Source organism: Natrinema limicola JCM 13563 (assembly GCF_000337475.1).
Lineage (GTDB): Archaea > Halobacteriota > Halobacteria > Halobacteriales > Natrialbaceae > Natrinema > Natrinema limicola.
In genome coordinates this window covers 15,841-38,796 of the sequence record NZ_AOIT01000031.1, presented here as the reverse complement: position 1 = coordinate 38,796, position 22,956 = coordinate 15,841, and the positions used below count along the sequence as shown (strand labels likewise).

Sequence of the window (22,956 nt, the reverse complement as noted above, 5' to 3'; positions counted from 1 at the left end):
GTTCGCTAACCGAAACGACCGGCGGCCTTATGCGATCGTTCGGCCCGGTGGTGGGAAAATGAGTCGTCTACGTTCAGGGCCGAGACGTGGCGAAATCGGGGCCACTCCGAAAGGGAGCGAGCAGGCGTTCGCAGACGCGTTGCGGGAGGTGCCCACACATGAGACGATCTGAGACGACCGCGACCGCCATCGTCGTACTGCTTGCGGCCGCGCTGGTCGGCAGCGCCGTTGCGCTGCCGCTGCTGGGCGGAACCGGCGGGCAGGCCGCCGTCGGTAATGAGGCAGCCACCGCGGCGGCCGACGAGTCACCGGCCATACTCGAGCAAGCCGTCACCCAAAACGACTCACAGCCCACTGCCGAGTCCGAGTTGGTGACCTTCGATCGCGAGACGGCGGCCGGCGGTGGAACCGCGCAGGCGACCGATCAGGAGACCACTGAAGCCGTCGAAGCCGGTGTCGAGGAGGGGGTCGAACTCGCCCAGTCCCAGGGTATCGAGGTGACACAGGAACAGCGAACGGCGGCGCTCGAGGGCGCTCGATCGTCAGTTCAGCAGTATCAAACCGTCGAGGCCGAGCAGGTCCAGGCAGCGACGGCGGGAGCCGTCCACGGTTCGCTGATCCAGTCCCAGTCGGTCAACGTGACCCAAATCCAGTCTGCGGTCAGCGGGGCGACTGACGGTGGACTTTCACAGTCTCAGACCGCGAACGTAACCCAACTCCAGAGCGCAACGTGGGGCGCGGCACACGGCGCGCTCGCCCAGAGCCAGCGCGTCAGCGCCGAACAGATTCAGGTCGCGAGTCGGGGCGCGGCAGCGGGTGCCGCACACGAGGCGGGCACGAAAGACATCGGCAAGGCACCGCACGTGCAGGAGGCCGCCCAGGGCGCGGCCTACGGCGCGCTGACGCAGTACCAATCGGTCACGGCCGAGCAGCGCCAGCAGGTGACACTCGAGCACGTCCAGCACGCGGCCGCTGGGGGTGCAGCTGGCGCGCTCGCAGGGAGTACGCGCGCAGTGCTCGAGCAGGAACAGCGCGTCGACGTCGAGCAGCGCCAACAGGTGACGATCAAGCAGGTCCAGAAGGCCGCAGCGGGGGCGGCGAAAGGCGCGCTCGTCCAGGAGCAGTCAGTCTCGGTCGAGCAGACTCAGGCCGCCGCCCGCGGGGCCGGACACGGCGCGCTGACACAGGTCCAGCGCATCAGTCTCGAGCAGCGCCAGCGGGTGTCGATCACGCAGGTGCAGGAAGCCGCCGTCGGCGCAGCGAAGGGCGCGATCTCACAGAGCCAGGAAGCAACTGTCGAGCAGATTCAGGCCGCTGCCGCCGGGAGCGCAGGTGGCGTACTCGTCCAGCGCCAGGAGGTGTCGGTCACGCAGATCCAATCCGCCGCGGTCGGGGCCGCCGAGGGAGCAGTCACGTCTGCGATTCAGCAACAGGAGGTGTCGATCGAGCAGATCCAGGCGGCCGCGTTCGGTGCCGGCGAAGGTGCAGTGACCCAGACGCAACTCGTCGAAGTGACGCAGGTCCAGCGACTCGCACAGGGCAGTGCGAGCGGGGCCCTCGTCCAGTCACAGTCGGCCACGGTCACGCAGATCCAGACCGCGGCGCGAACCGCCAGTCAGGAGACGGCACGGCTGGTCCAGTCTCAGCGGATCAGCATCACGCAGCTACAGACGCTGACCGAGGAAGCTGCAGCCGAGGCGACCGCCTACGCAGTGAGCGAGGACACCGACGATGTAACCCAAATCACCCAGCGCGTCACGGTCGTCATCGAACAGCGGATCGAGACGATCGACCGGCTCGAGGGGACGGCATCGATCGATTTCCCTGACCAGGAGTCGACCGGTGAGCAGGTTACTATCGCGAACGTCTCGCTCTCGGAGGGCGGGTTCGTCGCGGTCTACGACGGGCTCGCCGTCGACGCAGATCCGGACGGCGTCGTCGGCGTCTCGGAGTATCTCGAGCCCGGTGACCACCAGAACGTCACGATCGACCTCGACGAGCCGCTTGCAGCCAGCGGCGCGCTCGTGGCAGTCCCACACCACGACACGAACGACGACGAAACGTTCCAGTACGTCGACTCCGAGGGCGAGGAGGACGTCCCGTACGTCACCGGTGCTGGCGCGCCGGTGATCGACGGCGCGTTCGTGACAGTCACGAACGACACCGAGAGGGACGAAGCCAACGCGACACTGTCCGTGGCCGATCAGGCGGGCAACGGCTCGACGCTCACCGTCGACGAGGCAAACGCTGCCGTCGAGTACGCGATCACCGTCACCGACGAAGACGGAGAGTTGCGCGCCGAAAGCGACACGTTCGCCGCCGACGAACCGATCACGAACGAGACGGTCGAGTTAGAACCACCGCTCGAGGCCGACGCCGCCCTCGAGGTCGCGGTCGTCGCAGCTGACGACGGCGCGTCGCTTGCAAACGAGACGATCGAGTACACGGTCGAAAACGACACTGCCGACGACAGCCCCGAAGCGTCGCTGTCGGTCGACAACCAGACCGGTGATGGCGAAACGCTGACGATCGACGCGGCGAGTGCGTCGGTTCCGTACGTTCTCGCGGCAGAGTATAACGGAGAGCGTGTCACGAGCGACACGATCGAGGCGAACGCGACGGTGGCAGACGAACCCCTCGCACTCGAGCCGCCGCTCGAGGAGAACACCACCGTCGACGTCTCCGTGCGCGCTGCGGCCGACGACGCAGTGCTGGCAAACGACTCCATCGAGTACGCGGTCGAGGAGCCGGAACCTGGGGAACCGACGGCGAATCTTACGGTAGCCGATCAGGTCAGTGATGGCGAGACGCTGACCGTCACGCAGGCGAATGCGTCCGTCGCGTACGCCATCACCATCACCGACGAGGACGGGACGCAGCTCGCAACGAGCGAGACCTTCAATGCAAACGAGACGATCGGTCCCGAGGAGTTCACGCTCGAGCCGCCGCTCGAGACGAACGCGACGCTCGAGGTGGCAGTCGTCACAGCCGACGACGGGACGCCCATCGAGACGGCGAGCGTCGAGTACACGGTCGACGGCCCGCCGCCGGGATTCGACGTCGAGTTTACGAACTGTCAGCGCGCGGTCGTCACTGCATCGCTCGCAGAGGGCGATCGGGTCGCAGCCAGTACGTGGTTCTACACCTCCGGCGGTGCCGGAGATACCATTGTGGAAGATATCGTCACCGCCGGTGATGAGATTCCGGCACCGTACAACGGCACGATCGTCTTCGAAATCGGCGACGAACGTCGCGTCACGATGGAAGGCGATCGAGTGATCGTCGAGGTCCCGGATTACGGCATCTTCGGCACGTACATCTCCGGGATCAGTTCTCCCGAAGCGGCCGAGGTTGGCAGTATTGACTATCCGAATCCGTTAGAGCGGTGCGATGAGGAGGCCCGACCCGAGTTGCCGTCGATCGCCGTCGAAGAGACGACACCCACCGAGGACGGCATCGACGTAACGTTCAGCTACGAGAACCCGAACGACGCCCCGCTGGGAGCATACAGCCGGTTCGTCGAGGGGACCACGATCGACGAACCGCCGTCCGGGTTCGAGCCGGGCCAGCATACGTTCACCGTCGAATGGACGCCCGAGAGCGACGACGAACGGCTCGTCTGGGAGGCCGACTTCTCGCTGTTCGGGTACGAGGAGCCGCTCACCGCCGCGACGCCGCCCGCCGGCGATATCGAGCCGTCCGAACCCGCGAGCTTCAACGTCTCGAGCCTGGAAACGAACAGCCCAGTCGTGCAGGGCGACCCGCTCGAGGTCGACGCCGAAATCGAGAACGTCGGCGGCGAAGACGGAACTCAAACCGTCTCGCTTGCGATCGACGAGACGGTCGTCAACGAGACAGACGTCTCGCTCGAGCCCGGCGAGAACCGGACGGTCTCGTTCACTGCGGACACCGCTGACCTCGAGCCGGGTGAGTACCCAATTTCGGTGGCGACTGAAAACGAGACGGCAGAGGCCACAATCACTGTCACGGAGCCCGGTGAGCCCGCAACTTTCGGCGTCTCGATCGACGGGACGAACAGCCCGGTCATCCCGGGTGAACCGCTCGCAGTTGAAGCCACCCTCGAGAACGTCGGCGACCGCGCGGGGACACAGGACATCGAGATTGCCGTCGGCGGTACCGCCGGCGAAACGACGTCAGTAACGCTCGGCCCGGATGAGTCGCGGACGATCACGCTGAATTATGAGACGGCGGATCTCGAGCCTGGCGAGTACCCGCTTACCGTGTCGACTGCAAACGAGACGGCGGAGACGACAGTGACTGTCGAGCAGCCGGCGACGTTCACCATCGCCAATGTGACAGCGCCCGAAACCGGCCAGCCTGGCGACGAGGTGACAGTAAGCGCGACGATCGAAAACACCGGCGACCGCGAGGGAACCCAGACGGTGATCTACGCGATCGACGAGCAGGTCATCGATGAGTCGTCCGTGACGCTTGCGGCTGGGGAGACGACGACTATCTCGTTTACGTCTCAGTTGCCGCCGGGAACGTCGACGCATACGATCGCGACCGACGACGATCAGGCATCAGTGACGATCGAAGCGGTTCCGGCAGACGGTGGGGACGCGAACGGAAACGGTGAGACGGGGCCGGACGGCGGACCCGAGACACCTCCCGAACCCCCGACAGAACCGGGGCCACCCCAGCCGCCCGAAGCGCCCCAACCACCGGAGCCCGGACCACCGCAGCCACCAGAACAACCACCCGAACCACCAGAACCACCGCAACCATCCGCAGAACCACAGCCAGAGACAGAGCCAGCCGCGCCGGTCGATGGCGGCACAGCCGAGGCCACCGACGGTGAGACAGGTGACACGACTGCTGGACAAGGGACCGGGGCAGCCGACGGCGACACGGCCGGAGCCACCGCTGACGGGACGGCTGGCAGCGAAAACGAGACGAACGGTACTGGCTAGTCAGCGCCAGCACGCGATCGCGAGTCGGCAGCCGATTAGTGCTGGTGGCCGGTCGCTTCGCCGAACGTAACACCGAAGCGTTCCTCGAACAGATCCATCACTTCGGCTTCCTGGGCCTCAAGGTCTTCGTCTGCCTCGTGGCCGTGGTGAACGATGTGGTGGGCGCGGCTGGCAAACGAGAGGAGGACGAGATCGCCAACCGTTTCGGCGTCGGTCTGGTCGCCCTCGGCGACGAGGTCGACGAGGCCGGATGGAACCGTGACCTCGTCGGTTTCGCCGTCGTCGGAACTGATCGAGAAGGTCGTCGTCTGAACTTCGTCTGTCATACCCCTACGGTCGGGAAGCGTGCCTAAAGATGCTGTGGCTTGCATCGGGATCTGCCTGCGTCCGAACGGCGTGGCCCATACCGCGGTGGTGGTTTTGCCGATCAGCAATGAACGATCGACTATGCCATCCGTCGAGCTCGACGAGGAGACGATCGAGCGCCTCGATGGACTGCGCGTCGAGGACGAATCCGACGACGAGCTCATCATGGAGCTCGTCAACATTTACGAATCAAGTGAGTACACGATGTTCCACGCTGGCGACTGACCGGTAGACCCGTTACTGGCCGTCGACAGCAGCGTCCCGAACCGTCTCCCATCGTCCCTTCGACTCGAGGTGTGACTGCAGTTCCGCGGCGTACTCTTGAGTGAGCCGTTCGGCCGCCTCCCGTTGTTCTCGGTGGTCGTCGCTCCCGGCGTCACCCATCCCGAGTGCACCCATGATCGAGTCGAGGAGCCCGCCGCCCGAGGCGTTCGAGCCGCCCTGATCGGCACTCGGGCCGCCCATCGCGCCCATTCCTGACTGAATGTTCTCGAGTTCGGGGAGAATCCCGTCGAGTTTGTCCGTGTTGGCGACGATCCGTGCCTGTTCGGGATCGTCGGGATGTTCGATCTCGAACTCCGTGGCGGTCATAATCAGACTCCACTGCTGGTTGGAGAACTGCGACTGCTGGATCCGCTCGGCAAACGTCTGATCGACGGCCATCCGCTCGCCGACGATCCGATCCGTCCACGGGGTGTCGCTCATGGCCCTCGATTGGGCTGGTGGCTGTATCAGCGTTTCCCTCCCGCATGTGGCTATCGAGACGCCAAAAAGCCGTCATCCGAACTGACCGTCGTTCATGTCAGAATAACGTTAATATATGCGACCGTTGTATGATAGCATATGACACTATACGACAGCATTCTCGTTCCGACAGATGGCTCTCGAGAAGTCGAGCAGGCACTCGAGCACGCGTTCGACCTCGCAGCCACGCACAACGCGACGATCCACGCGTTGTACGTCATCAATGCAGCCGGCTATGGCGGACTGCAGATGGAAGCCGCGCTCGAGGGAATTGCCACCGCCTTACACGGCGAAGGTGAGGCTGCAGTCAATCGCGTCGAGCAACTCGCGCCGGCGAACGTCACGGTCGAAACAACAGTCCGCAAGGGGGCACCGAGTCAGGTCATCGTCGATGAGGCTGACACAGTGGCGTGTGATCTGGTGGTGATGGGGACACACGGCCGCGGCGGGATCGATCGACTGCTGCTCGGCAGCGTCACCGAACGGGTCGTCCGTCGGTCGCCGGTCCCTGTCCTGACAGTGCAGGTCGAACAGAACGGTGCCGAGGACGCATCCGAACGGTCGCGGATCGCGCTCCAGTGACATGAGAGCGACTCGTGGCAACTCACTCACTCACTTACGGCGGGGAACGCCGATCGGATCGGATAACCGAAGCGGGACAACGCTCAGTACTGGGCTACCCGACAGGAGACCGTTCGTCGCCGATCAGACTGGACGCAGATGCTCACAGTCACCTGCCGAGACCGTCTCCCGGCCCTCGTCGGTCTCGACCACGAGCGCACCCGATTCCGTCACGTCGACTGCGTCCCCGACTACTTCACCCGACGGGCGATCGACCCGGACGCGCTGTCCGAGCGTATGCGACAGGTCGCGCCACGCCGGGACAATGGCCTCGAGGTCGTTGCGGTAGCGGTCGAACTCCTCTAAGAACCGCTGGACGAAACGCCGCCGATCGACATCGCCGGCCTCGTCGCGGATGCTGGTTGCACCTTCCGGGAGCGTGTCGGCGTCGATATTCGCGTTGACGCCGACGCCGACGATGATCCACTCGACGCGATCCATCTCGCCTTCCATCTCCGTGAGAATCCCCGTGAGCTTCCGGTAGTCGCCCTCGTCGCCAACCGGGACGACCACGTCGTTTGGCCACTTGATCTGGGCGTCGACGCCCGCCTCTCGAGCCGCCGTCGCCGCCGCGACCGCCGACGCGAGCGTATAGAGCGGTGCCTGTGCGGGCGTGATCTCGGGCCGAGAGATGACGCTTACCCAGACACCACCCGACGGTGCGGTCCATTCGCGCTCGAGGCGGCCGCGGCTGCCGACCTGTTCGTCCGCGAGGACGGCCACGTCCGCTGTGCCGTCGGCGGCGAGTTCGCGGGCCCGATCGTTCGTGCTCCCCACGGCGTCGTGATACTCGACCGAAAACGGAGCCTCGAGCCCGAACTCGACTGCCGGCGCGTTGTACGCCGTCACCTCGCCGAGTTCGTAGCCGTTCGACCCACTCTCGATGTCGAAGTCGGCGTCACGTAACGCCTCGATGTGTTTCCAGACCGCCGCCCGTGAGATGTCGAGCGACTCGGCCAGTTCCGGTCCCGATACCGGCCCGTCGGCGAGCGCCTCGAGGACCGCTCGTCGCGTCTCGTTCATGGCCTCGAAAGGGGGCCGCTCGTACTTGAATCGGCTGGATTCGTCCGGTCGTCGGTCGACGCGGACAGCAGTGAGAAGAGACAGCGTCGTCCGCCGTCGCGTGCCTACGCCCGCAGTTCGCGCAGCTTCTCGCGGCCCGGCGCGATCAGTTCGTCGAGGTAGGTCGCAAGCGTCCCTTTCGCGTCGGCGGGGGGGAGTTCGCCCGACTCGAGGTCTGCAGCGAGGGATTCGTAGTCATCGTAGGTCAGATCGCCGCCGTACTTCTCGGGGCGCTCGACGACGACGTCATCAAATCGCGGGAAGACGTGGTACTCGAAGAGTTCGAGGACCGGGTTCTCGAGATCGCCCTCTGGATCGCGCGTCGGTGGACAGAACGCCGAGTTAACCTTCTCCTCGAGCGCTTCGGTCGAGTCTTCCATCGAAATCGTAATCCCCTCGCTCGAGGACATCTTCCCCTCGCCGCTGGTGAGGTCGGCGACGATCGGCGTGTGGAGGGCAGGTCGAACCTCGTAGTCGAGTTCGGGCAGTTTCTCGCGGGCGAGCATGTGGACCTTGCGCTGATCGAGTCCGCCGACAGCGAGATCGAGATCGAGATACTCGATGTCTAAGGTCTGCATCAGCGGGTAGACGAGGTGGCTTACCTTGGCCGTCTCGTCACCCTGCAGTTCGGCCATCGCACGCTGGGCGCGGTTCATCGTCGTCGCCTGTTCGAGGTAGTGAAGATCGAGCGCGTAGTCGTCGTCGAGTTGGAACGTCGAGCCGTAGACGAACTCGGTCTTGTCCTCGTCGAGCCCGTAGGCGAGGAACTGGGCTTTCATCTGCTCGGCCGTCTCGCGGATCTCCTCGAGCGTGCCCTTCTCGTTGAGGTAGGCGTGGACGTCCGCCAACAGGACGACGACCTCCATCCCCGCTTCTTGCAGATCGATGAGTTTGTTCGCAGTCAGGAGATGACCGAGGTGGAGCACGCCGGAGGGCTCGTAGCCGACGTAGGCGCGTTTCCCCGCCGGGTCATCGGCGAGGTCGCGGACCTCCTCGTCGGTAACGACCTCCTCGGCGTTGCGCGTGACTAACTCGTAGGTGTCCATGTGTGGAGAAAAACCGGAGGAGGAATTTATAGGTATTGAAGGCGAGAATACCACGCCGTTTACCGCGTGACTGACTCGCCGTCACCGTCTCGCAATCGTCCCTGTCGGAAGATATACACACCTACGCAGTGTCAGCGGAACTGTGCGCGGAAAACTGGCAGTTGACTCGGTGTTTGCCACGGCGAGAGCCGAACCCAAAACAGTAAGCCGACCGCGCCAACCGACACAAAACAAGATACCCCCAAGCCGTTAACGCGGTAGGGGTAACGGCTTCGTGGCAAAGCCAGTGCCGTCGGTCGCAAACCTGAGACTCCCACCCTTCCGAATTGACGGGAACCGCCACTTGTGCGGTTCGGGAGGCCTGCGCCTTTAGACGCGGGAGGATGTCACACCTCCTGATACGGACTGCTGTAACGATTTACCGGCGCACCCGCAGGACGGGTCGCGGGTGCGCCAGAAATGACTGGCAGTAGTCCGTATGAAAGGATCTCGCCAGAACTCGAGCGAGCCGCCAATCGGACGCAGCCAGAAAGAACGGCTTCAGAGATCGCCCGAGCGGATACGCTCCTCTGCGTTCTCGAGCGCCCGCTCCCGGTCGAAGTCCTCGATAATTGCCTCCAGTTCGGCCTCGTCTGAGTCCGCCAACGCCCGCGCGTGCTCGGTCATGTTCGGCACCGCGCGGATGATGTTATCCACGATCGGCACGTCAGCCACCTGCGGCGAGCGTGATAGCGGGTTGAGGTCGATCACGATCTCGGTCTTGCCCATCTCGTCTAAGGCCTCGGCGCGGTCGCCGTCCTCGAGGGGCACGAGCACGACGTCCGCGTCGTAGATCCCGTCGGCGTCGACTTTCGCCCGCTTGTGCTCGAGATTCGGAATGCGGGCGTCAGCCTCGAGTCCCTTGACGTCGCCCGCGCCGTGTTCTCGCAGGTGGTCGGCGATGGCGTCGATCCGTTCCGGCGTGCGATTAAAGAGGTTGACCTCGAGGTCGGCGTCGACGGCCTCGGCGAGGGCGACCATCTCGCCGGGAACCAACGCCGCGACGTTGCCGTTGATCGAAAGTACCGGGTGCTCGGCCAGCAGCAGGTGGGCCGCAGCCGCCCGTTCGGCGTCGTCAGCGCTCGGAATCGTCTCCTCGCCCAGCAGGTAATCGAACGCGCTGCCTCGTCCCTCAGCGTGCATCCCCTGGAGGTGTGTGATCCCCTTCTCGACACCCGCCTCGATCCGGTGGCGGGTCAGCAGGTCCTGATATCTGGGGTGGTCCTCCGGAATCTCCTCCTCGTGTTCGACGTCGGCGGAGACGCTGTCGTAGTCGCTCACGAGCGAGGACTCGCACCGATCGATAAAAAGTCGACTGATACCCGTCTCAGCCGCAGGCGACCGTGGCTTGCTGGTGTGGAATCGGCTCGCCGACCGGTCCGTCCGCATCGACGGGTTGTTCGACGCGATAGATCGTCACCGACTCGACGTCGGCAGACGTCCGTTCACAGCCGTTCGCCGCGACTGGCTGGGCAGCGCCGTCGACGCCCTGCGATTTCGTCCCGTATCGTTTCCAGAGCGTCGTCGGATACCGTTCCATGGCGTTGGGTGGACGATCGAAATCCACGGTCTCCCCGTCGACGAGGTCGATTACCGTCCCGGACTCGTACTCGGCTTCGACGACGTACCAGCTGTACGAATCCGGCGGGTTTGGCGCGAAAAACGCCCAACTCGCACTCTCGAGCGTGCTACCGGCTCCAGACGAGGGCGTCTCGACGAGGTCTGCCGCGACGAGTTGCCAGCCAACCAGCACGATGAACAGACAGACCAGAAGGCCCGTCGCAGTCACTCGCAGTCCACGCCGAACAAGCAGTCTCGTTCCCGACGGCGTCGAGTCACCGATCTCTCGGCGGATGGGCTCGAGACGGGACGGGATGTCGCGTTTCGTGACGACCTGATCGATGGCGTCCCAGAGCCGCGGCGGGAGAAACAGCACCAAGACGGCACACATGACGAACGGAAAGGCCCCGAGACGCATCGTCGCGGCCATCGAGAGGTGTGCGCCGATGAACGCGACGACGGTCGCGATTCGGAGCCATCCGGTTGCGGCCACGAGCAGCACCGATGCGGACAACACGGCGGTCCAGAGCCAGTTGATCCCGGTGAGGACGGCGGGATACTCCGCGAGGGTCGGCCCCAGCAGGTACACGAAGTCCTCGAGTTGGAAGATCCGCTGGACGGCTACACCGCTCGTCCAGGCCTCGCTTTGGAACTTGAGAACGGCGTTGATCGCATAGATCACGACGACGTGAAGGAGTATCGTGGCAGTCGCAATTGAGAGGATCCGGTCGTCGTCCGGTCGAGGACGGCGGCGCAGCGACCACTGCGCGTCGAGTGGCAGAAACGCCGCGAGAAACAGTACCGAGATGAGGATCGTATCACCACCGTTGACCAAGTATGGGTTGCGAGCGTGCAGTGACGCAAGCAACACTGCAGTTCCAACTGCTGCGAATCGGGGGAGGTAGCCGACGAGCAGGCACGCGGCGAGGACGACTGTGAGGCCAAGCCATAGGGCTTGCACCCACAGGGAGCCGGAAATCGCGTACAGCGACCACCGCGCGAGCGTCGGGGCCACCTCAGCGAGTGTCGCTCGAGGGAAGACCCCGTCATCCGTGTAGAACATCGCCAGTTGTGGGGCCCGAAGGACGAGGAGATCGGCAATGATGACGAGACCGATCCCGATCCGAAACGCACCCAGCGCTCGCGGGTCGATTCCGAGATGTGACTGGATGCGCCCTCGAAGCGACGCGGCCGTCGCTATATCACCGTCAGTCGTAGTCGTCGATGGGGCGTGGGCAGCAGGCATGGTGCTCAGCGACGCTGATCGCCGACTTCTAACTCATCCTATAAGTATTTTCTTCTTAGGATAGCACTCAGAAGTGCACGCCCGACTGAGTCACACGTGTCCCGAGCAAGGGCTGTCACGGACGCGGTCTGCCTGCCATCACCGCAACATGGCACCGGCTGGATGGGTGGCACAGACCGACGGCTCGTAGCCCGCATCGGACAGGCCCGTCCCGAGCGCAAAGACGGTGTTACCGAGCATGGCCATCGAGGCCTGTCCGTCGACCGCTGAGACATCGGCGATCGCCTCTCGCACTTGTGCTGTCAGTAATTCTGCGTCGCGTGCGAATCGCCGCGAGGCGTACATAAACGACAGTAGCGTCGGCTCCTCGACGACGCGAGAGAGTGCATCCTGTCCGGCAGCGGTCAGCATCTCGGTATCGCCCGAGAGCACGTCGGCCGTCGAGAGTTCGCCAAAGGAGACGTACTCGACGCGGGCTCGAGCGGGAATCGTATCGAGGACGTTCTCCTGTGGCCCGCCGGGCTCGAGACGGATCGGGACGCCGCCACGAGCCTGGGCGACCACGTCGCCCAGACCGGTTCCGGCCTGAACCTCGGCCCCGTGGGCGATCGTGACGAGTTCGTTCATCGAGAGTTTGCACGCGAACACGCGGTTTGCCGCAAGCACCGTCCCGAGGGCCATCGCACCTGAGACACCGAATCCGGCACCGAGTGGCAGGTCGGCGTCGGCTTCGACGCGGGCGGTCACGTCGAGCGTCTCGAGGACGGTCGTCACTGGATCGATCTCGAGTTCGTCGCCGTCGAGCACGACGGTCGTCTCCGTCGCCGGTTCGACCGTTACCTCGACACCGTCGGTCAGCGTCAGTCCCGCACCCCGTGAGCCGGCTTTCGTCGGGTCCTCGTCGGGATGGGCGCTGAAAAAGCCCGTAACGTGGCCGGGAACGAACGCCGTCGCCTCCTCGCGCATCACGCCTCCGCTTTCGACCGGAGCGATATAACGTTGAAGATTCCGCGCTTCCCTGCCCGTCTGGGGGCTGATCCGGACTCTCGAGTCGACACGAGGGAACTGGACCGATCGATAGCAGACGCAGCGGCCACAGAGGGCGGAAGGATCGCGGTCGGGGATGTCGGCATCGACGTAGTCGGCCCGTGGAGAGAGACAGTATGTGTGCCACCACAAGAGTTAATAAGCTATAGAGTATAGTTATTAATAGACAATAGTGCAAACAAGCAAGCTACAATCCGTCACGGAGAGCTGGCATCGCATCCGTTCCGACTCCGATCGGATCGTCGGGGGTGGGGGACTGCTCGCACTGATCGTCCTCTCGGGAGTCGCAACACTCGCTGGCGTCAACTGGAAACTCGTCGCGATCTCCTGGACGGCGTTTGCGGCAATGGCGATCGGCGCACCGCTCGGGGCGCGTGCAGTACAGTCCGAGCATCCGCTCGAGCCGATCTGGGGGTACGGACTCGCAAGCGGTGCGATGGTCACGAGCGCTGCGCTCTTTCTCGTTCCGCAGGCGCTGGGCCAGCACGGCCGTCTCGGGAGTCTTGGGATCGCTGTTGGATTCCTCGGTGGGTACGTCGGGCACACGGTCGGCCACCGGTTTACGCACCTGAATCTGCCGATCGACAGCACCGCAGCCGAGTTGACCGTCCACGCGCTCTCTGCGGGTGCCATCATCGGTGCGATCTACACCGCGATGCCGTCACTGTCGTCGATTCTCGGCGTCGCACTGATCTCGCACAAGGCTCCCGCTGGATACGCGGCAGCGCGACGACTCGCCGCACAGGGGCGGTCCGTGGTGCCGCTGCTGTTACCAGCGGCGGCTGTCGGGCTCGTTGCCCTCCCGGTCGGCATCGTTGGATTCGCACCGGCGAGTACGCTGCGGGGACTGCTCTTCGGTATCGCGGCCGGCGTGTTCCTCCACGTCGCCGTCGACCTGCTCCCGGAGTGTACCACTGGCAGTGAAACGTGCCCCGCCGACGGCGACAGTCACCTCCACCGGGATCGGCTCCGCACTCACGCCGCACTGAGCGCGACCCTCGGCGGAACGGCAGTCGCACTCGCGTGGGCGTTCGTCGTCTGATCCTGCCGCTCGATCCGTTTTCTGCTGCTCTGACAGCGCTCCCCTGCTTTCGGGGCAGGGAGCTGTCTCCCTCGAGCGTTCACTCAAAAAAGCGCGTTTCGGAGTTGCGCCGTCGCCTACGGCGACAGGCGCTGCCGGTCCGGCGAGACTCACTCCGTTCGTTCCGCTGGCTCACAACGTCTTTGCCCTACGGGCTCAGACGTTGACGATCTCGCGGGAACATGGTCGGAGCAAAGCTCCTCCCTGTTCCCGATCGACGAACAGCGACCTCGCCTACGGCGAGAGTCGCTGTCGGTCTCTCGGGAACAACGCGGAATCAGAGATTCCGCGAGCACCCACACGAACGTCAGGGCGACAGCCGCTGACGGTCGCGTGGGAACAACACAGCCTCTCGGATGTTGTCCAGCCCGAGGATCGTCATGATCAAGCGCTCGCCACCGAGGCCGAAGCCGGCGTGAGGCGGCATGCCGTACTTGAACATCTTCGTGTAGTACTCGAACTGGTCAGGGTCGAGGCCCTGCTGTTCGAAGCCTTCGATGAGCTTCTCGTGGCGGTGTTCGCGCTGGCCACCCGAGACCAGTTCCATGCGCGGGTGCATCAGGTCGAAGCCGGTCGAGAGCTCTGGGTCGTCGTCGTGGTCCTTGATGTAGAACGGCTTGATCTCGCTTGGCCAGTCAGTGATGAAATAGTGGCCGCCGACGTCGTCGCCGAGTGCTTTCTCGGCTTCCGTCGAGAGGTCGTCGCCCCAGACGAGTTGTTCGTCGAGTTCGCCCGTCGCGTTGATGCGCTCGATGGCGTCCTCGTAGCTGATGCGTGGGAAGTCTCCGTCGGGGGCCTCAAACTCGTCCTCGAGGCCGAGCGCCTCGAGTTCGTCGGCGCAGTTCTCGTCGATGGCCTCGTAGGCCGCTTTGACGACGCCTTCGACGACGTCCATGGCGTCGTTGTGGTCGCAGAACGCGCCCTCGAAGTCGATCGAGGTGGCCTCGTTCAGGTGACGGGGTGTGTTGTGTTCCTCAGCGCGGAAGATCGGGCCGATCTCGAAGACGCGCTCGACGTTCGAGCCAGCGATCAGCTGTTTGAACAGCTGTGGCGACTGGTTCATGAACGCTTCCTCCCCGAAGTAGGTGATCGGGAAGAGTTCGGTGCCGCCTTCGGTCCCGGTCGCGACGATCTTTGGCGTGGTGATCTCCGTACAGCGGAACTCGCGGAACTGCTCGCGCACTGCGCGCAGGATCTCCGAGCGGATCTCGAAGATGGCCTGCACCTCGTCCTTGCGCAGGTCGAGGGTGCGGTTGTCCAGTCGCGTCGAGAGGTCGGCGTCGACCTTGCCAGAGGGGTCAAGCGGCAGTTCGGGGTCGGCAGGGGCGACGACCTCGACGGACTCGGGCGTGACTTCGACGCCCGTCGGCGCGCGCGGCTCTTCTTCGACCGCGCCGGAGACTTTGACGACGCTCTCGCGGGAGACGCCCAGCCCCGTCTCGACGAGCTCCTCGTCCATCTCGTCTTTCTCGAACTTGATCTGGATCTTACCCGATGTGTCTCGGAGAATCAGGAAGGCGATGCCACCGAGATCGCGGATCTCGTGGACCCAGCCGGCGACGGTGACGTCGTCGCCCGGCTCGGCGTCGGCAGTGTAGGTTCTGTTCTGCATACCACCTGATTCACGCAGGCGGAACTTAAACGCAGCCGTTCGGTCCCGTCGGTCGGCGCTGTTTGCGGTATGAGGTCTCGAGTGACGACCCCGATCAGCGCTCGTGGACGGTCATCGGAATCTCGTGTTTCGGCCGCGCGGTCACCGTCGCCATCAGGTCCAGGTCAGTCCCGGGGACCAGTTCGAGGTGGTAGTCGCGATAAACCGTCGCGAGGATGAGCCGGGCCTCGAGCATCGCAAAGCGGTCGCCGATACAGCGACGGGGACCTGCCGCAAACGGGAAGTACGCCAGTTTCGGAAGCTCGCTCTCGAAGTCGTCGGTCCAGCGCTCCGGCCGGAACGCGAGTGGGTCGTCGTACCACCGGGGATCGCGGTGGACGACCCACTGGTGCATCCGGACGGTCGATCCCGGTTCGATCTCGTAGCCGTCGATGACGTCGGGTTTGACCGGCTCGCGGACGATCCCCGGCACAGGTGGGTAGAGTCGCATCGATTCTTTGACGACGCGTTCGGTGTACGTCAGGTCCGAAAGGTCGTCCATCGTCGGCGCCCGGTCACCGAGGACGTCCTCGAGTTCCGCGACGAGCCGTTGCTCGACCTGCGGGTTCCGAGAGAGGAGATACATGGTCAGTGTCAGCGACAGCGCCGTCGTCTCGTGGCCGGCCAGCAACAGCGTGACCACTTCGTCCCGGATCTGGTCGTCCGACATCCCGGTACCGCGATCGTCGGTCGCCTCGAGCAGTTTCGAGATGACATCGTGATCCGTCGGGTTGGTTCGCCGTTGCTCGATCAGCCGGTAGACGACCTCGTCGAGGTCCGCACGAGCGCGCTGGATCTGCCGTCTGGCTGGCGTCGGGACGTTCGGTGGCAGGACGTAGTTCGAGAGGCTCTCGGAGGCTTCCATGAACTGCTCGAGCGCCGAGCCGATAGTGTCGACGTGCTCGTCGACGTCGACCCCGAACAGCGCCCGGGCGACGATCTTCAGCGTCACTTCCATCATATCCTCGTGGACGAGCCGCGTTTGACCGTCGTCCCACGACTCGAGGGCCGCTTCAGTGAACTCGGTCATCATCGTCGCGTACTCCTGAATCCGGTCGGGATGGAACGCGGGCTGGATCAGGTGGCGATTGCGCCGCCAGACCGCGCCTTCGCTGTTGAGAATCCCGTTACCGGTAAGCGGCCCGAGGACGCTCTGAAACCGTTCGCCTTTGACGTAGTTCTCGTTGTGCTGGACGAGGACGTGTTCGATATAATCGGGATGGTTCAACTGATAGACCCGGCCCTCGGGATCCTTCCAAGAGGCGATATCACCGTACTCGCGGGCTGTTCGCGTCATGAAGCCGTAGGGGTCGCGAAGGAACGCAACCTGGTTGCCGAGCAGTGGGAGCCCGTCCGGGCCTGGCGGATAGCGGTCAGCGGTCGCAGCCGTATCGGAGCGCATTCGTAGCCGGATAAAGAACCTGCGGCCACCTTGCTGTATAGCCGAGCATGCTAGGTGCTTTTAATTCGTGGAGCGATACGGACCACTATGAGTTCGTCCGTCGCTCCGATCACAAACGCGCCGACTGACGACGCCGCTGACGGTGATCAGCGATGAGATACGCCACGATGGTGCTGACGTGGGCCGACGGTCGGCTCAACGCGATCGACGACCGCTTCGGCCGCAGCGACGCAGTCTCGATCGAGGCGATCCGCTACTTGAACCCGGTCCACGAACAGCGATACGTCGAACTCCTCGAGCTTCGTGGCGATCTCGAGCAGGCCCGCGCGTTGCTTGCCGACAGTCAGGAGGCACTCGAGTACGACGTCGCTGGGGCGGACGACCGTGGCGTCGCCTACGTACAGTGTCAGGTCGTCGAACCCGTCGACGAGTTGCTGTCGATCCTCCGCGAGCACGAAATCGTCCTCGACTGGCCGATGACCTACGTCGACACCGAGGCGGCTCGCGGACTCGAGGTGACGGCGCTCGGGACGAGCCGGGCGATCCAGCACGCCGCCGCGGCGCTTCCAGACGGGATCGACCTCGATCTCCAGCGGCTGGGCGAGTACGATCCCGGCGGTGGCCAGTCCTCGCCGACGCTGACCGCCCGCCAGCGGGAACTGTTCGAACTCGCCGTCAGCGAGGGGTACTACGAGGTGCCACGCGAGACGACCCACCGGGAGCTGGCCGCGAAACTCGATCTCGCGACGGGGACTGTCAGCGAACACCTCCAGCGGATCGAAGCGACGCTGGCCGCCAGGTACACGTCGGCAATGCGATAATCGAGCGACCGATCCACCTCGCTTTTATCGATCGACCGTCGCTCTCTCGATATGGATGACCTCGAGCGACTCGCCGACGACATCCGGCGTGCAGAGACAGTCGTTGCCCTGACTGGTGCGGGTATCTCAGCCCCATCGGGCGTCCCGACGTTCCGCGGCGACGATGGCGTCTGGGATCGGTTCGACGAGGGACAGTTTGCCTATGGGCGGTTCCAACGCGATCCCGCGGGGTTCTGGGCTGACCGCGTCGACCTCCAGCAGGAGCTGTTCGGTGACGACCCCGACCCGAACGCGGCCCACGAGGCGCTGGCCGCGATGGGACATGCGGGTGCCCTCGAGGCGATCTGCACCCAGAATACGGACGGCTTACACGGTGTGGCGGCCGACACGGTCACAGCTGAAGCCGCCGAATCGGCCACAGCCACCACGACGATCCTCGAACTCCACGGAAACGCCCAGCGGGTTCGCTGTCAGGACTGTGGAAGCCGCCGTGACAGCGAGCCGATCCTCGAGCGTGCAGCCGCTGGCGACCTGCCGCCGACCTGTGACTGTGGCGGCGTCTTCAAGCCCGACGTCGTCCTCTTCGGCGAACAGTTGCCGGGTGCGGCGATCCAACGCGCGCGATCGCTCGCTCGCGAGAGCGACGTCTTCCTCGCGATCGGCTCCTCGCTGCGCGTCCAGCCCGCCGCCTCGCTCCCGCAGCTTGCCGCGGAAACCGACGCGACGGTCGGGATCGTCAACCTCGACTCGACGCCGTATGACAGTCTCGCCGATGTCGTCTATCGCGAGGACGTGACGACTGTCCTGCCGCGGCTGCGAGAGCTCGTCGCCGAGTAACGGGCGGCAGTAGCAAGTTCGGCAACAGCGCTGTGGGCCACGTTGCCCGACTGTTGTGTCGATCAATTCCGGAGGAGGTCTAAATTCTGCACTGTTGGGAGATCCCAGTTGTACGTAACTGCAGCTAGCCGAGTCACGACGGTCACGACCGCACACATCACAGCGGCCGTACTCCCAGTTGCGCCGACCGTTCCCACGAGCCAGTATGCACTCCCGCCGAGGACTGCACAACTGGCATAGAAATCTTCGAAGAGGATGAACGGGGAGCGGTCGAGAAGGATATCTGCGAACGCACCACCACCGACGGCGTTGATCGTTGCGATCGTAACGACACCAAATACTGACACACCCGCCTCGGTTGCGACGATTGCACCAGCTGTTGTAAAGGCAGCGAGCCCGATCGCATCCGAGACAAGCGTTATTGGATGCGTCTCTGGAGAGGAGAGGACGACGGTCAGTGCGATCGCTAACCCGACTCCAAGCAGTCCTAGACTGATTTCGATCGGGGACTGCAGTGCTAATGGAACCCGCCTCACGAGAATATCGCGTGTTGCCCCACCGCCGAATGCCATTGCCAACCCAACGATCGTAATGCCGAGTAAGTCGAATTCCTCACGGATCGCTTTCGACGATCCGACGAGGGCGAACGCGATCAACCCGACCGTGTTCATCACCGCAAATGGATCGCCAAACAATACGTCAAGGAGCTCCTGACCCATTAGGCGCTCCTACGAGAACGAGTCCCTTGAGTGCTCCGAGACGACGTTTCTCCAGATCGAGTGAGTCCGCATGTGCGGTAACTGTACGACGTAACCGACCCCGCCCTCCTTCGCTCGGGGTGATGCCCTCACTTGTTGAGGCCGGCGGCTCCGCCTCGAAAGATGCTGAACGTACCAGATCAGGGTGTCCACATCAGTGGTGTGAGAAGCTGCTACGATGCCCTCATACGGTCTGCTGTCAGTCAGTGCCGGTGGGCCCGCGACCCGTCCTGGGGTTGCACCGGTACATCGGTACAGCAGACCGTATCAGTCAAAACAGCACACAGAGCCCCAGAACAGTGTCGCCACCTGATCAGCCGGACGACAGGTGCGTCTAAACGTCGTTTGCTGCTTCGACCGTTTCCTGGACCGCTTCGATACCCTCGTCGTGTGCGAGGTCGCCGACGACGATGACGTCGGCGTACTGGGCCATCGAGTACGCGGAGTCGTAATCGTGGATCCCCCCACCGTAGAACAGCGTCGCGTCGTCGACTGCGTTTGCTGCCGCATCGACGACACCTTCGTTACCGAGCATGCCCGAATATTCGACGTAGACGATCTCCTGGCCGAACATCCGCTCGGCGACCGTCGCGTAGGCGGCGACGTCGTCGGCCTCGAGGTCGCAGTTGGCCTCCGTCAGCGTCGCCACGTCGGCCTCAGGGTTCATGACGATGTAGGCCTCCGTCGTCGTCCGCTCCCAGTCGAGGTCGTCGTCGAGTCGGACCCATTCCTTGTGGGCCTCGGTGATCCAGAACGGTGAGCCGGCGTTGAACACTGTCGGGATGAGATAGCCGTCGAGCGCGTCGTCTTCGAGGACGACCTGTGGGTTCGAGGGTTCCTGATAGAGCGGGACGTCGTGTTCGGCACAGGCCTCGATGACGGCACTCATGTTTTCCTCGGTGATGCCCATCGTCCCGCCGACTTCGATCGCGTCAGTACCAGTCGCACAGAGATCGCCGTAGGTCACACCCTCGGGTAACTCCTTGTCCGGATCGATCTTGAGAACGTGATTCCAGTCGTCCCAGGGGGTAGTCATACCGCCCCGTTGCCAGACAACCAGCAAAAGCGCTACGGAACGCCCCCGTCTCGAGCGTCCGCGTGTCACCCGGCGAGACTGCCGTTGTCAGTCCCGCGCTCGAGTCCTGACGACCCCAACCCCATTCCGGCGCGCGAGTGCTCGTGTGCACCTTGAATTACAATTGCTCGGCACTGACAGCCTGTAGCGTGCTGTCGTTTTCGACCTCCCAGATCCGCAGCACGAGGTGAGCCTTGCAGTAGTATTCAGCGGTCTCGAGGCCAGTCTGTCCGTTCTTGAGGACGAGCTGGCACGTGTCCCCGTTCGAACACTCTGGTGAATGTTCACACATTGGTACTCGTTTCGTCTACTCGTCTCGGAGTCAAGACATTGTCGGTGAACGGGTTCTCCCTTCAGACACCGATCAACACGGCTGCTATCGGTTTTGAACGGGTTTCCGCGACGATATCACCGAGTACTGAGTGGCGGAACGGGTGCCGTTCAGATTCCCTGACTCATCAGGTGGCTGCGCAACACGTCGGCTTCCTTGTTCCCCGCACCGGTGTTGACGATGACAACCGTCTCGTCGCCGTCGAACGCACCACGCTCGGCGAGTTCCCACGCCCCGCTTGCGGCTGCCGCAGCGCTCGGGATCGGCTCGAGCCCGGTCGCCTGCGCGACTCGCACGGCGGCCTCGAGGATGTCCGGATCGTCGGTCGCGATCGCGCCGCCATCGGTCTCGCGGATGGCCTCGAGCACCCGCGAACTCCCCACCGGATCGGGAATCTCGAGTTCGCCACAGATCGTGTCCGGGTGCTCGACCGGCTCGTGCTCGTCGCGGTCGTCGTCGAACGCCTCGACGATCGGCGCACAGCCCGCTGCCTGTGTCGCATACAGCGCGGGCGTCTCGTCTGTCAGACCGAGTTCGCGGTACTCGGCTGCGGCCTTGGCCGCGCCGACGAGGCCGACGCCGTCCCCGGTGGGGTAACAGATCACGTCGGGGACCGCCCACTCGAGCTGTTCGACGAGTTCGTAGAACAGCGTCTTCGCGCCCTCGTGGCGATAGGGAGTCTCGAACGATCGGAGGGAGTACCAGTCGTCGTGTTCGCCCAGTCCCTCCTCGAAGGCTCCGACGGCGTCGCCAAAGCGGCCGCCGACGACGTTCATGTCGCCGCCATGGACGTTGACCATTGCCTTGTTCGTAAAGCCCGACCGCGAGGGGAGATACGCGTGTGCCTCGAGTCCCGCACGGGCCGCATAGGCCGCGACAGCCTGCCCGCTGTTCCCCGTCGAGGGCAGGGCGACGTCGGTCGCACCGTGCTGGGTAGCCGCCGTGACGGCGACCGACGCGCCACGGTCCGTCCTCGAGCCCGTCGGATTCCGGCCCTCGTCTTTGATAAGCACACGCTCGACGCCGAGTTCGTCGGCCAGATCGGGGCAGTCGACCAGTGCAGTTGCGCCCTCCCCTGTTGTTACTGCAGACTCATGCGAAAACGGGAGCAACTCCGCGTAGCGCCACTGGGAGTCGAACGGTCGAGCGGCGAGCGTCTCGCGATCGAGGTCGATCGCGTCGTACGCATAGGTCGGGTCGAGCGTGCCGCCACAGTCCGGGCAGCGATGCGACTCGGCGGCGGCGTCGATGGTGGCCCCGCAGTCGACACACTCGAGACCGGTAAAGGCGTCTGTGGGTTCCATACGGAAGCCTTCGTGGCTCCGAACTAAGGGTTGTCCATCGGCGGTTCAGTTCCGACAGTGTGCAACAGCGGACGCGACGGCGGCACCGCTGTGTCACGGAGCCGATGGAATGGAAAGAGAAACCCGAAAGATCAGTTGTCGCCGGCTTTCGACTGCCACTCGTAGCCGCGGCGTTTGGCCGATTTGCCGAAGCCGCACGACGAGCAGACCTTCTTCTTCGTGTGGTAGGACTTCTCTCCGCAGCGACGACACTTGGTGTGGGTCGTCTTGTTCTTCTTTCCTTGGCTCGGGGTTCCTGCACCAGTCATGGAGTGATCGAGACGACGTTGTCGCCGCGTATAATGGTTGTGTCTTCGACCGGGGCATCCTCTTCGACGCTACCCTCGACGGGAATCGTTACGTCCTCGAGCACCAGATTCATGTGTTGATCGTAGCCGGCGAGTTCGCCGACGTGTTCGTCGCCACTCTTGAGTCGTACCGTGACGCGGTCACCGAGCGACGCCTCGAGGACGTCCAGCGGTCGTCCACTCATACGCAACACCGCAGGAGATGAGCACTTAATCGTACCGGTCCGGAGTCCAGTACAGTCATATTTCAGCCACGAGTCAACCAGTTGGACCTAACCAAACGGCTAAGTGTCCGCTCGTGGACCGGCTACGCATGGGCGACAAGAAGTTCACTCTCATCGAATTGCACTTCGACGGCGACACACAGTTCGGACTGGGAACGATCGGCGAGGCGCTCCCGATCGGCAGCACGGAATCGACAGCGGAGACGGACTCAGAAACTGAGACCGAATCTGAGGAGGGGATGGCTGCAGCCGACGACTCCGGTGGCAAAGGCAAAAGCGCCGTCGGCGCGCTGGTCGCACTCGCCGTCCTCGTCGGCATCGCCGTCGCCGCCAAGAAGTTCCGTGGTGGCGACGACGAGGAAGACGAACTCGAGTCCGAAGAGGAACCCGACGTCATCGTTACGTAATCGTCGGCCGGCGATCGGCAGTGCCTGAGCGATAGTATCAGGTCGTGGCACAC

The 22,956-nt window shown here is 64.0% G+C and carries 22 protein-coding genes; 7 read left to right on the top strand and 15 right to left on the bottom strand.

The annotated features are described in order from the left end of the window. Nucleotides 1-158 precede the first annotated feature (158 nt). A complete protein-coding gene (locus tag C476_RS07815; RefSeq protein ID WP_008011630.1) occupies nt 159-4,934 on the top strand; it encodes a DUF7282 domain-containing protein in 4,776 nt (1,591 codons plus the stop codon). 35 nt (nt 4,935-4,969) lie between these two features. Here the strand turns inward: C476_RS07815 and C476_RS07810 are convergent, their stop codons facing one another. Continuing rightward, nucleotides 4,970-5,260 carry a DUF7545 family protein gene (locus C476_RS07810; RefSeq protein ID WP_008011628.1) on the bottom strand — a complete coding sequence of 97 codons (291 nt, stop codon included), beginning with the start codon at nt 5,258-5,260 and terminating at the stop codon, nt 4,970-4,972. A 121-nt stretch (nt 5,261-5,381) separates the two neighbouring features. Here C476_RS07810 and C476_RS18920 point away from each other — a divergent pair, with 121 nt between their 5' ends. Further along, a complete protein-coding gene (locus C476_RS18920) occupies nt 5,382-5,525 on the top strand; it encodes a DUF7557 family protein (RefSeq protein WP_008011626.1) in 144 nt (47 codons plus the stop codon). 12 nt (nt 5,526-5,537) lie between these two features. Here C476_RS18920 and C476_RS07805 read toward each other — a convergent pair whose 3' ends face one another. Beyond that, a complete protein-coding gene (locus C476_RS07805) occupies nt 5,538-6,005 on the bottom strand; it encodes a DUF5799 family protein (protein WP_008011623.1) in 468 nt (155 codons plus the stop codon). Nucleotides 6,006-6,143: 138 nt separating this feature from the next. Here C476_RS07805 and C476_RS07800 point away from each other — a divergent pair, with 138 nt between their 5' ends. Next, on the top strand, nt 6,144-6,626 hold the full coding sequence (locus C476_RS07800) for a universal stress protein (protein WP_008011620.1): 483 nt from the start codon (nt 6,144-6,146) through the stop codon (nt 6,624-6,626). Nucleotides 6,627-6,749: 123 nt separating this feature from the next. On the opposite strand, the gene C476_RS07795 is transcribed toward C476_RS07800, so the two are convergent. From C476_RS07795 to C476_RS07775, 5 genes are all read right to left on the bottom strand, one after another. Further along, a complete protein-coding gene (locus C476_RS07795; RefSeq protein WP_008011619.1) occupies nt 6,750-7,688 on the bottom strand; it encodes a biotin--[acetyl-CoA-carboxylase] ligase in 939 nt (312 codons plus the stop codon). 104 nt (nt 7,689-7,792) lie between these two features. Further along, on the bottom strand, nt 7,793-8,773 hold the full coding sequence (locus C476_RS07790) for a tyrosine--tRNA ligase (protein WP_008011617.1): 981 nt from the start codon (nt 8,771-8,773) through the stop codon (nt 7,793-7,795). A 540-nt stretch (nt 8,774-9,313) separates the two neighbouring features. Further along, on the bottom strand, nt 9,314-10,093 hold the full coding sequence (locus C476_RS07785; protein ID WP_049911658.1) for a 4-phosphopantoate--beta-alanine ligase: 780 nt from the start codon (nt 10,091-10,093) through the stop codon (nt 9,314-9,316). Between the two features lie 46 nt (nt 10,094-10,139). After that, the gene (locus C476_RS07780; protein WP_008011614.1) at nt 10,140-11,618 is read right to left on the bottom strand and encodes an HTTM domain-containing protein; all 1,479 of its coding nucleotides are present in this window, start codon (nt 11,616-11,618) and stop codon (nt 10,140-10,142) included. Between the two features lie 138 nt (nt 11,619-11,756). Further along, a complete protein-coding gene (locus C476_RS07775) occupies nt 11,757-12,584 on the bottom strand; it encodes a pantoate kinase (RefSeq protein WP_008011612.1) in 828 nt (275 codons plus the stop codon). A 319-nt stretch (nt 12,585-12,903) separates the two neighbouring features. Between C476_RS07775 and C476_RS07770 the strand changes: the two genes are divergently transcribed. Next, the gene (locus C476_RS07770; protein ID WP_049911657.1) at nt 12,904-13,707 is read left to right on the top strand and encodes a ZIP family metal transporter; all 804 of its coding nucleotides are present in this window, start codon (nt 12,904-12,906) and stop codon (nt 13,705-13,707) included. 346 nt (nt 13,708-14,053) lie between these two features. Here the strand turns inward: C476_RS07770 and aspS are convergent, their stop codons facing one another. Continuing rightward, on the bottom strand, nt 14,054-15,358 hold the full coding sequence (gene aspS / locus C476_RS07765; protein WP_008011608.1) for an aspartate--tRNA(Asn) ligase: 1,305 nt from the start codon (nt 15,356-15,358) through the stop codon (nt 14,054-14,056). A 94-nt stretch (nt 15,359-15,452) separates the two neighbouring features. Further along, nucleotides 15,453-16,799 carry a cytochrome P450 gene (locus tag C476_RS07760; RefSeq protein ID WP_008011606.1) on the bottom strand — a complete coding sequence of 449 codons (1,347 nt, stop codon included), beginning with the start codon at nt 16,797-16,799 and terminating at the stop codon, nt 15,453-15,455. 152 nt (nt 16,800-16,951) lie between these two features. Here C476_RS07760 and C476_RS07755 point away from each other — a divergent pair, with 152 nt between their 5' ends. Together C476_RS07755 and C476_RS07750 are read left to right on the top strand one after the other, a co-directional pair. Then, nucleotides 16,952-17,620, top strand: coding sequence for a helix-turn-helix domain-containing protein (locus C476_RS07755; RefSeq protein ID WP_049911652.1), 669 nt, complete (start codon nt 16,952-16,954; stop codon nt 17,618-17,620). Nucleotides 17,621-17,671: 51 nt separating this feature from the next. Next, the gene (locus tag C476_RS07750) at nt 17,672-18,457 is read left to right on the top strand and encodes an SIR2 family NAD-dependent protein deacylase (RefSeq protein ID WP_008011602.1); all 786 of its coding nucleotides are present in this window, start codon (nt 17,672-17,674) and stop codon (nt 18,455-18,457) included. A 62-nt stretch (nt 18,458-18,519) separates the two neighbouring features. Here the strand turns inward: C476_RS07750 and C476_RS07745 are convergent, their stop codons facing one another. The 6 genes from C476_RS07745 to C476_RS07725 all read right to left on the bottom strand — a co-directional run bounded on the left by C476_RS07745 (nt 18,520) and on the right by C476_RS07725 (nt 22,457). Beyond that, a complete protein-coding gene (locus tag C476_RS07745) occupies nt 18,520-19,176 on the bottom strand; it encodes a trimeric intracellular cation channel family protein (RefSeq protein ID WP_008011599.1) in 657 nt (218 codons plus the stop codon). A 373-nt stretch (nt 19,177-19,549) separates the two neighbouring features. Next, nucleotides 19,550-20,251, bottom strand: a complete 702-nt coding sequence (locus C476_RS07740; RefSeq protein ID WP_008011598.1) for a phosphoglycerol geranylgeranyltransferase — start codon at nt 20,249-20,251, stop codon at nt 19,550-19,552. Nucleotides 20,252-20,408: 157 nt separating this feature from the next. Continuing rightward, on the bottom strand, nt 20,409-20,582 hold the full coding sequence (locus C476_RS18915; protein ID WP_008011596.1) for a hypothetical protein: 174 nt from the start codon (nt 20,580-20,582) through the stop codon (nt 20,409-20,411). Nucleotides 20,583-20,731: 149 nt separating this feature from the next. Then, on the bottom strand, nt 20,732-21,925 hold the full coding sequence (locus tag C476_RS07735; RefSeq protein WP_008011593.1) for a threonine synthase: 1,194 nt from the start codon (nt 21,923-21,925) through the stop codon (nt 20,732-20,734). Nucleotides 21,926-22,056: 131 nt separating this feature from the next. Next, nucleotides 22,057-22,233, bottom strand: coding sequence for a 50S ribosomal protein L37e (locus C476_RS07730; RefSeq protein ID WP_008011592.1), 177 nt, complete (start codon nt 22,231-22,233; stop codon nt 22,057-22,059). After that, complete coding sequence (locus C476_RS07725; RefSeq protein ID WP_008011591.1) at nt 22,230-22,457, bottom strand: LSM domain-containing protein; 228 nt, start codon at nt 22,455-22,457, stop codon at nt 22,230-22,232. The genes C476_RS07730 and C476_RS07725 overlap by 4 nt, the downstream gene beginning before the upstream one ends. Nucleotides 22,458-22,585: 128 nt before the next feature. Between C476_RS07725 and C476_RS07720 the strand changes: the two genes are divergently transcribed. Next, nucleotides 22,586-22,903, top strand: coding sequence for a hypothetical protein (locus C476_RS07720; protein WP_008011590.1), 318 nt, complete (start codon nt 22,586-22,588; stop codon nt 22,901-22,903). The last annotated feature ends 53 nt before the right edge of the window (nt 22,904-22,956 follow it).

What these genes read in the sequence shown, in the direction of transcription:
- C476_RS07815 (WP_008011630.1), top strand. Translation starts at nt 159, where the DNA reads ATGAGACGATCTGAGACGACCGCGACCGCCATCGTCGTACTGCTTGCG.
- C476_RS07810 (WP_008011628.1), bottom strand. Translation starts at nt 5,260, where the DNA reads ATGACAGACGAAGTTCAGACGACGACCTTCTCGATCAGTTCCGACGAC.
- C476_RS18920 (WP_008011626.1), top strand. Translation starts at nt 5,382, where the DNA reads ATGCCATCCGTCGAGCTCGACGAGGAGACGATCGAGCGCCTCGATGGA.
- C476_RS07805 (WP_008011623.1), bottom strand. Translation starts at nt 6,005, where the DNA reads ATGAGCGACACCCCGTGGACGGATCGGATCGTCGGCGAGCGGATGGCC.
- C476_RS07800 (WP_008011620.1), top strand. Translation starts at nt 6,144, where the DNA reads ATGACACTATACGACAGCATTCTCGTTCCGACAGATGGCTCTCGAGAA.
- C476_RS07795 (WP_008011619.1), bottom strand. Translation starts at nt 7,688, where the DNA reads ATGAACGAGACGCGACGAGCGGTCCTCGAGGCGCTCGCCGACGGGCCG.
- C476_RS07790 (WP_008011617.1), bottom strand. Translation starts at nt 8,773, where the DNA reads ATGGACACCTACGAGTTAGTCACGCGCAACGCCGAGGAGGTCGTTACC.
- C476_RS07780 (WP_008011614.1), bottom strand. Translation starts at nt 11,618, where the DNA reads ATGCCTGCTGCCCACGCCCCATCGACGACTACGACTGACGGTGATATA.
- C476_RS07775 (WP_008011612.1), bottom strand. Translation starts at nt 12,584, where the DNA reads ATGCGCGAGGAGGCGACGGCGTTCGTTCCCGGCCACGTTACGGGCTTT.
- aspS (WP_008011608.1), bottom strand. Translation starts at nt 15,358, where the DNA reads ATGCAGAACAGAACCTACACTGCCGACGCCGAGCCGGGCGACGACGTC.
- C476_RS07760 (WP_008011606.1), bottom strand. Translation starts at nt 16,799, where the DNA reads ATGCGCTCCGATACGGCTGCGACCGCTGACCGCTATCCGCCAGGCCCG.
- C476_RS07755 (WP_049911652.1), top strand. Translation starts at nt 16,952, where the DNA reads ATGAGATACGCCACGATGGTGCTGACGTGGGCCGACGGTCGGCTCAAC.
- C476_RS07750 (WP_008011602.1), top strand. Translation starts at nt 17,672, where the DNA reads ATGGATGACCTCGAGCGACTCGCCGACGACATCCGGCGTGCAGAGACA.
- C476_RS07745 (WP_008011599.1), bottom strand. Translation starts at nt 19,176, where the DNA reads ATGGGTCAGGAGCTCCTTGACGTATTGTTTGGCGATCCATTTGCGGTG.
- C476_RS07740 (WP_008011598.1), bottom strand. Translation starts at nt 20,251, where the DNA reads ATGACTACCCCCTGGGACGACTGGAATCACGTTCTCAAGATCGATCCG.
- C476_RS18915 (WP_008011596.1), bottom strand. Translation starts at nt 20,582, where the DNA reads ATGTGTGAACATTCACCAGAGTGTTCGAACGGGGACACGTGCCAGCTC.
- C476_RS07735 (WP_008011593.1), bottom strand. Translation starts at nt 21,925, where the DNA reads ATGGAACCCACAGACGCCTTTACCGGTCTCGAGTGTGTCGACTGCGGG.
- C476_RS07730 (WP_008011592.1), bottom strand. Translation starts at nt 22,233, where the DNA reads ATGACTGGTGCAGGAACCCCGAGCCAAGGAAAGAAGAACAAGACGACC.
- C476_RS07725 (WP_008011591.1), bottom strand. Translation starts at nt 22,457, where the DNA reads ATGAGTGGACGACCGCTGGACGTCCTCGAGGCGTCGCTCGGTGACCGC.
- C476_RS07720 (WP_008011590.1), top strand. Translation starts at nt 22,586, where the DNA reads ATGGGCGACAAGAAGTTCACTCTCATCGAATTGCACTTCGACGGCGAC.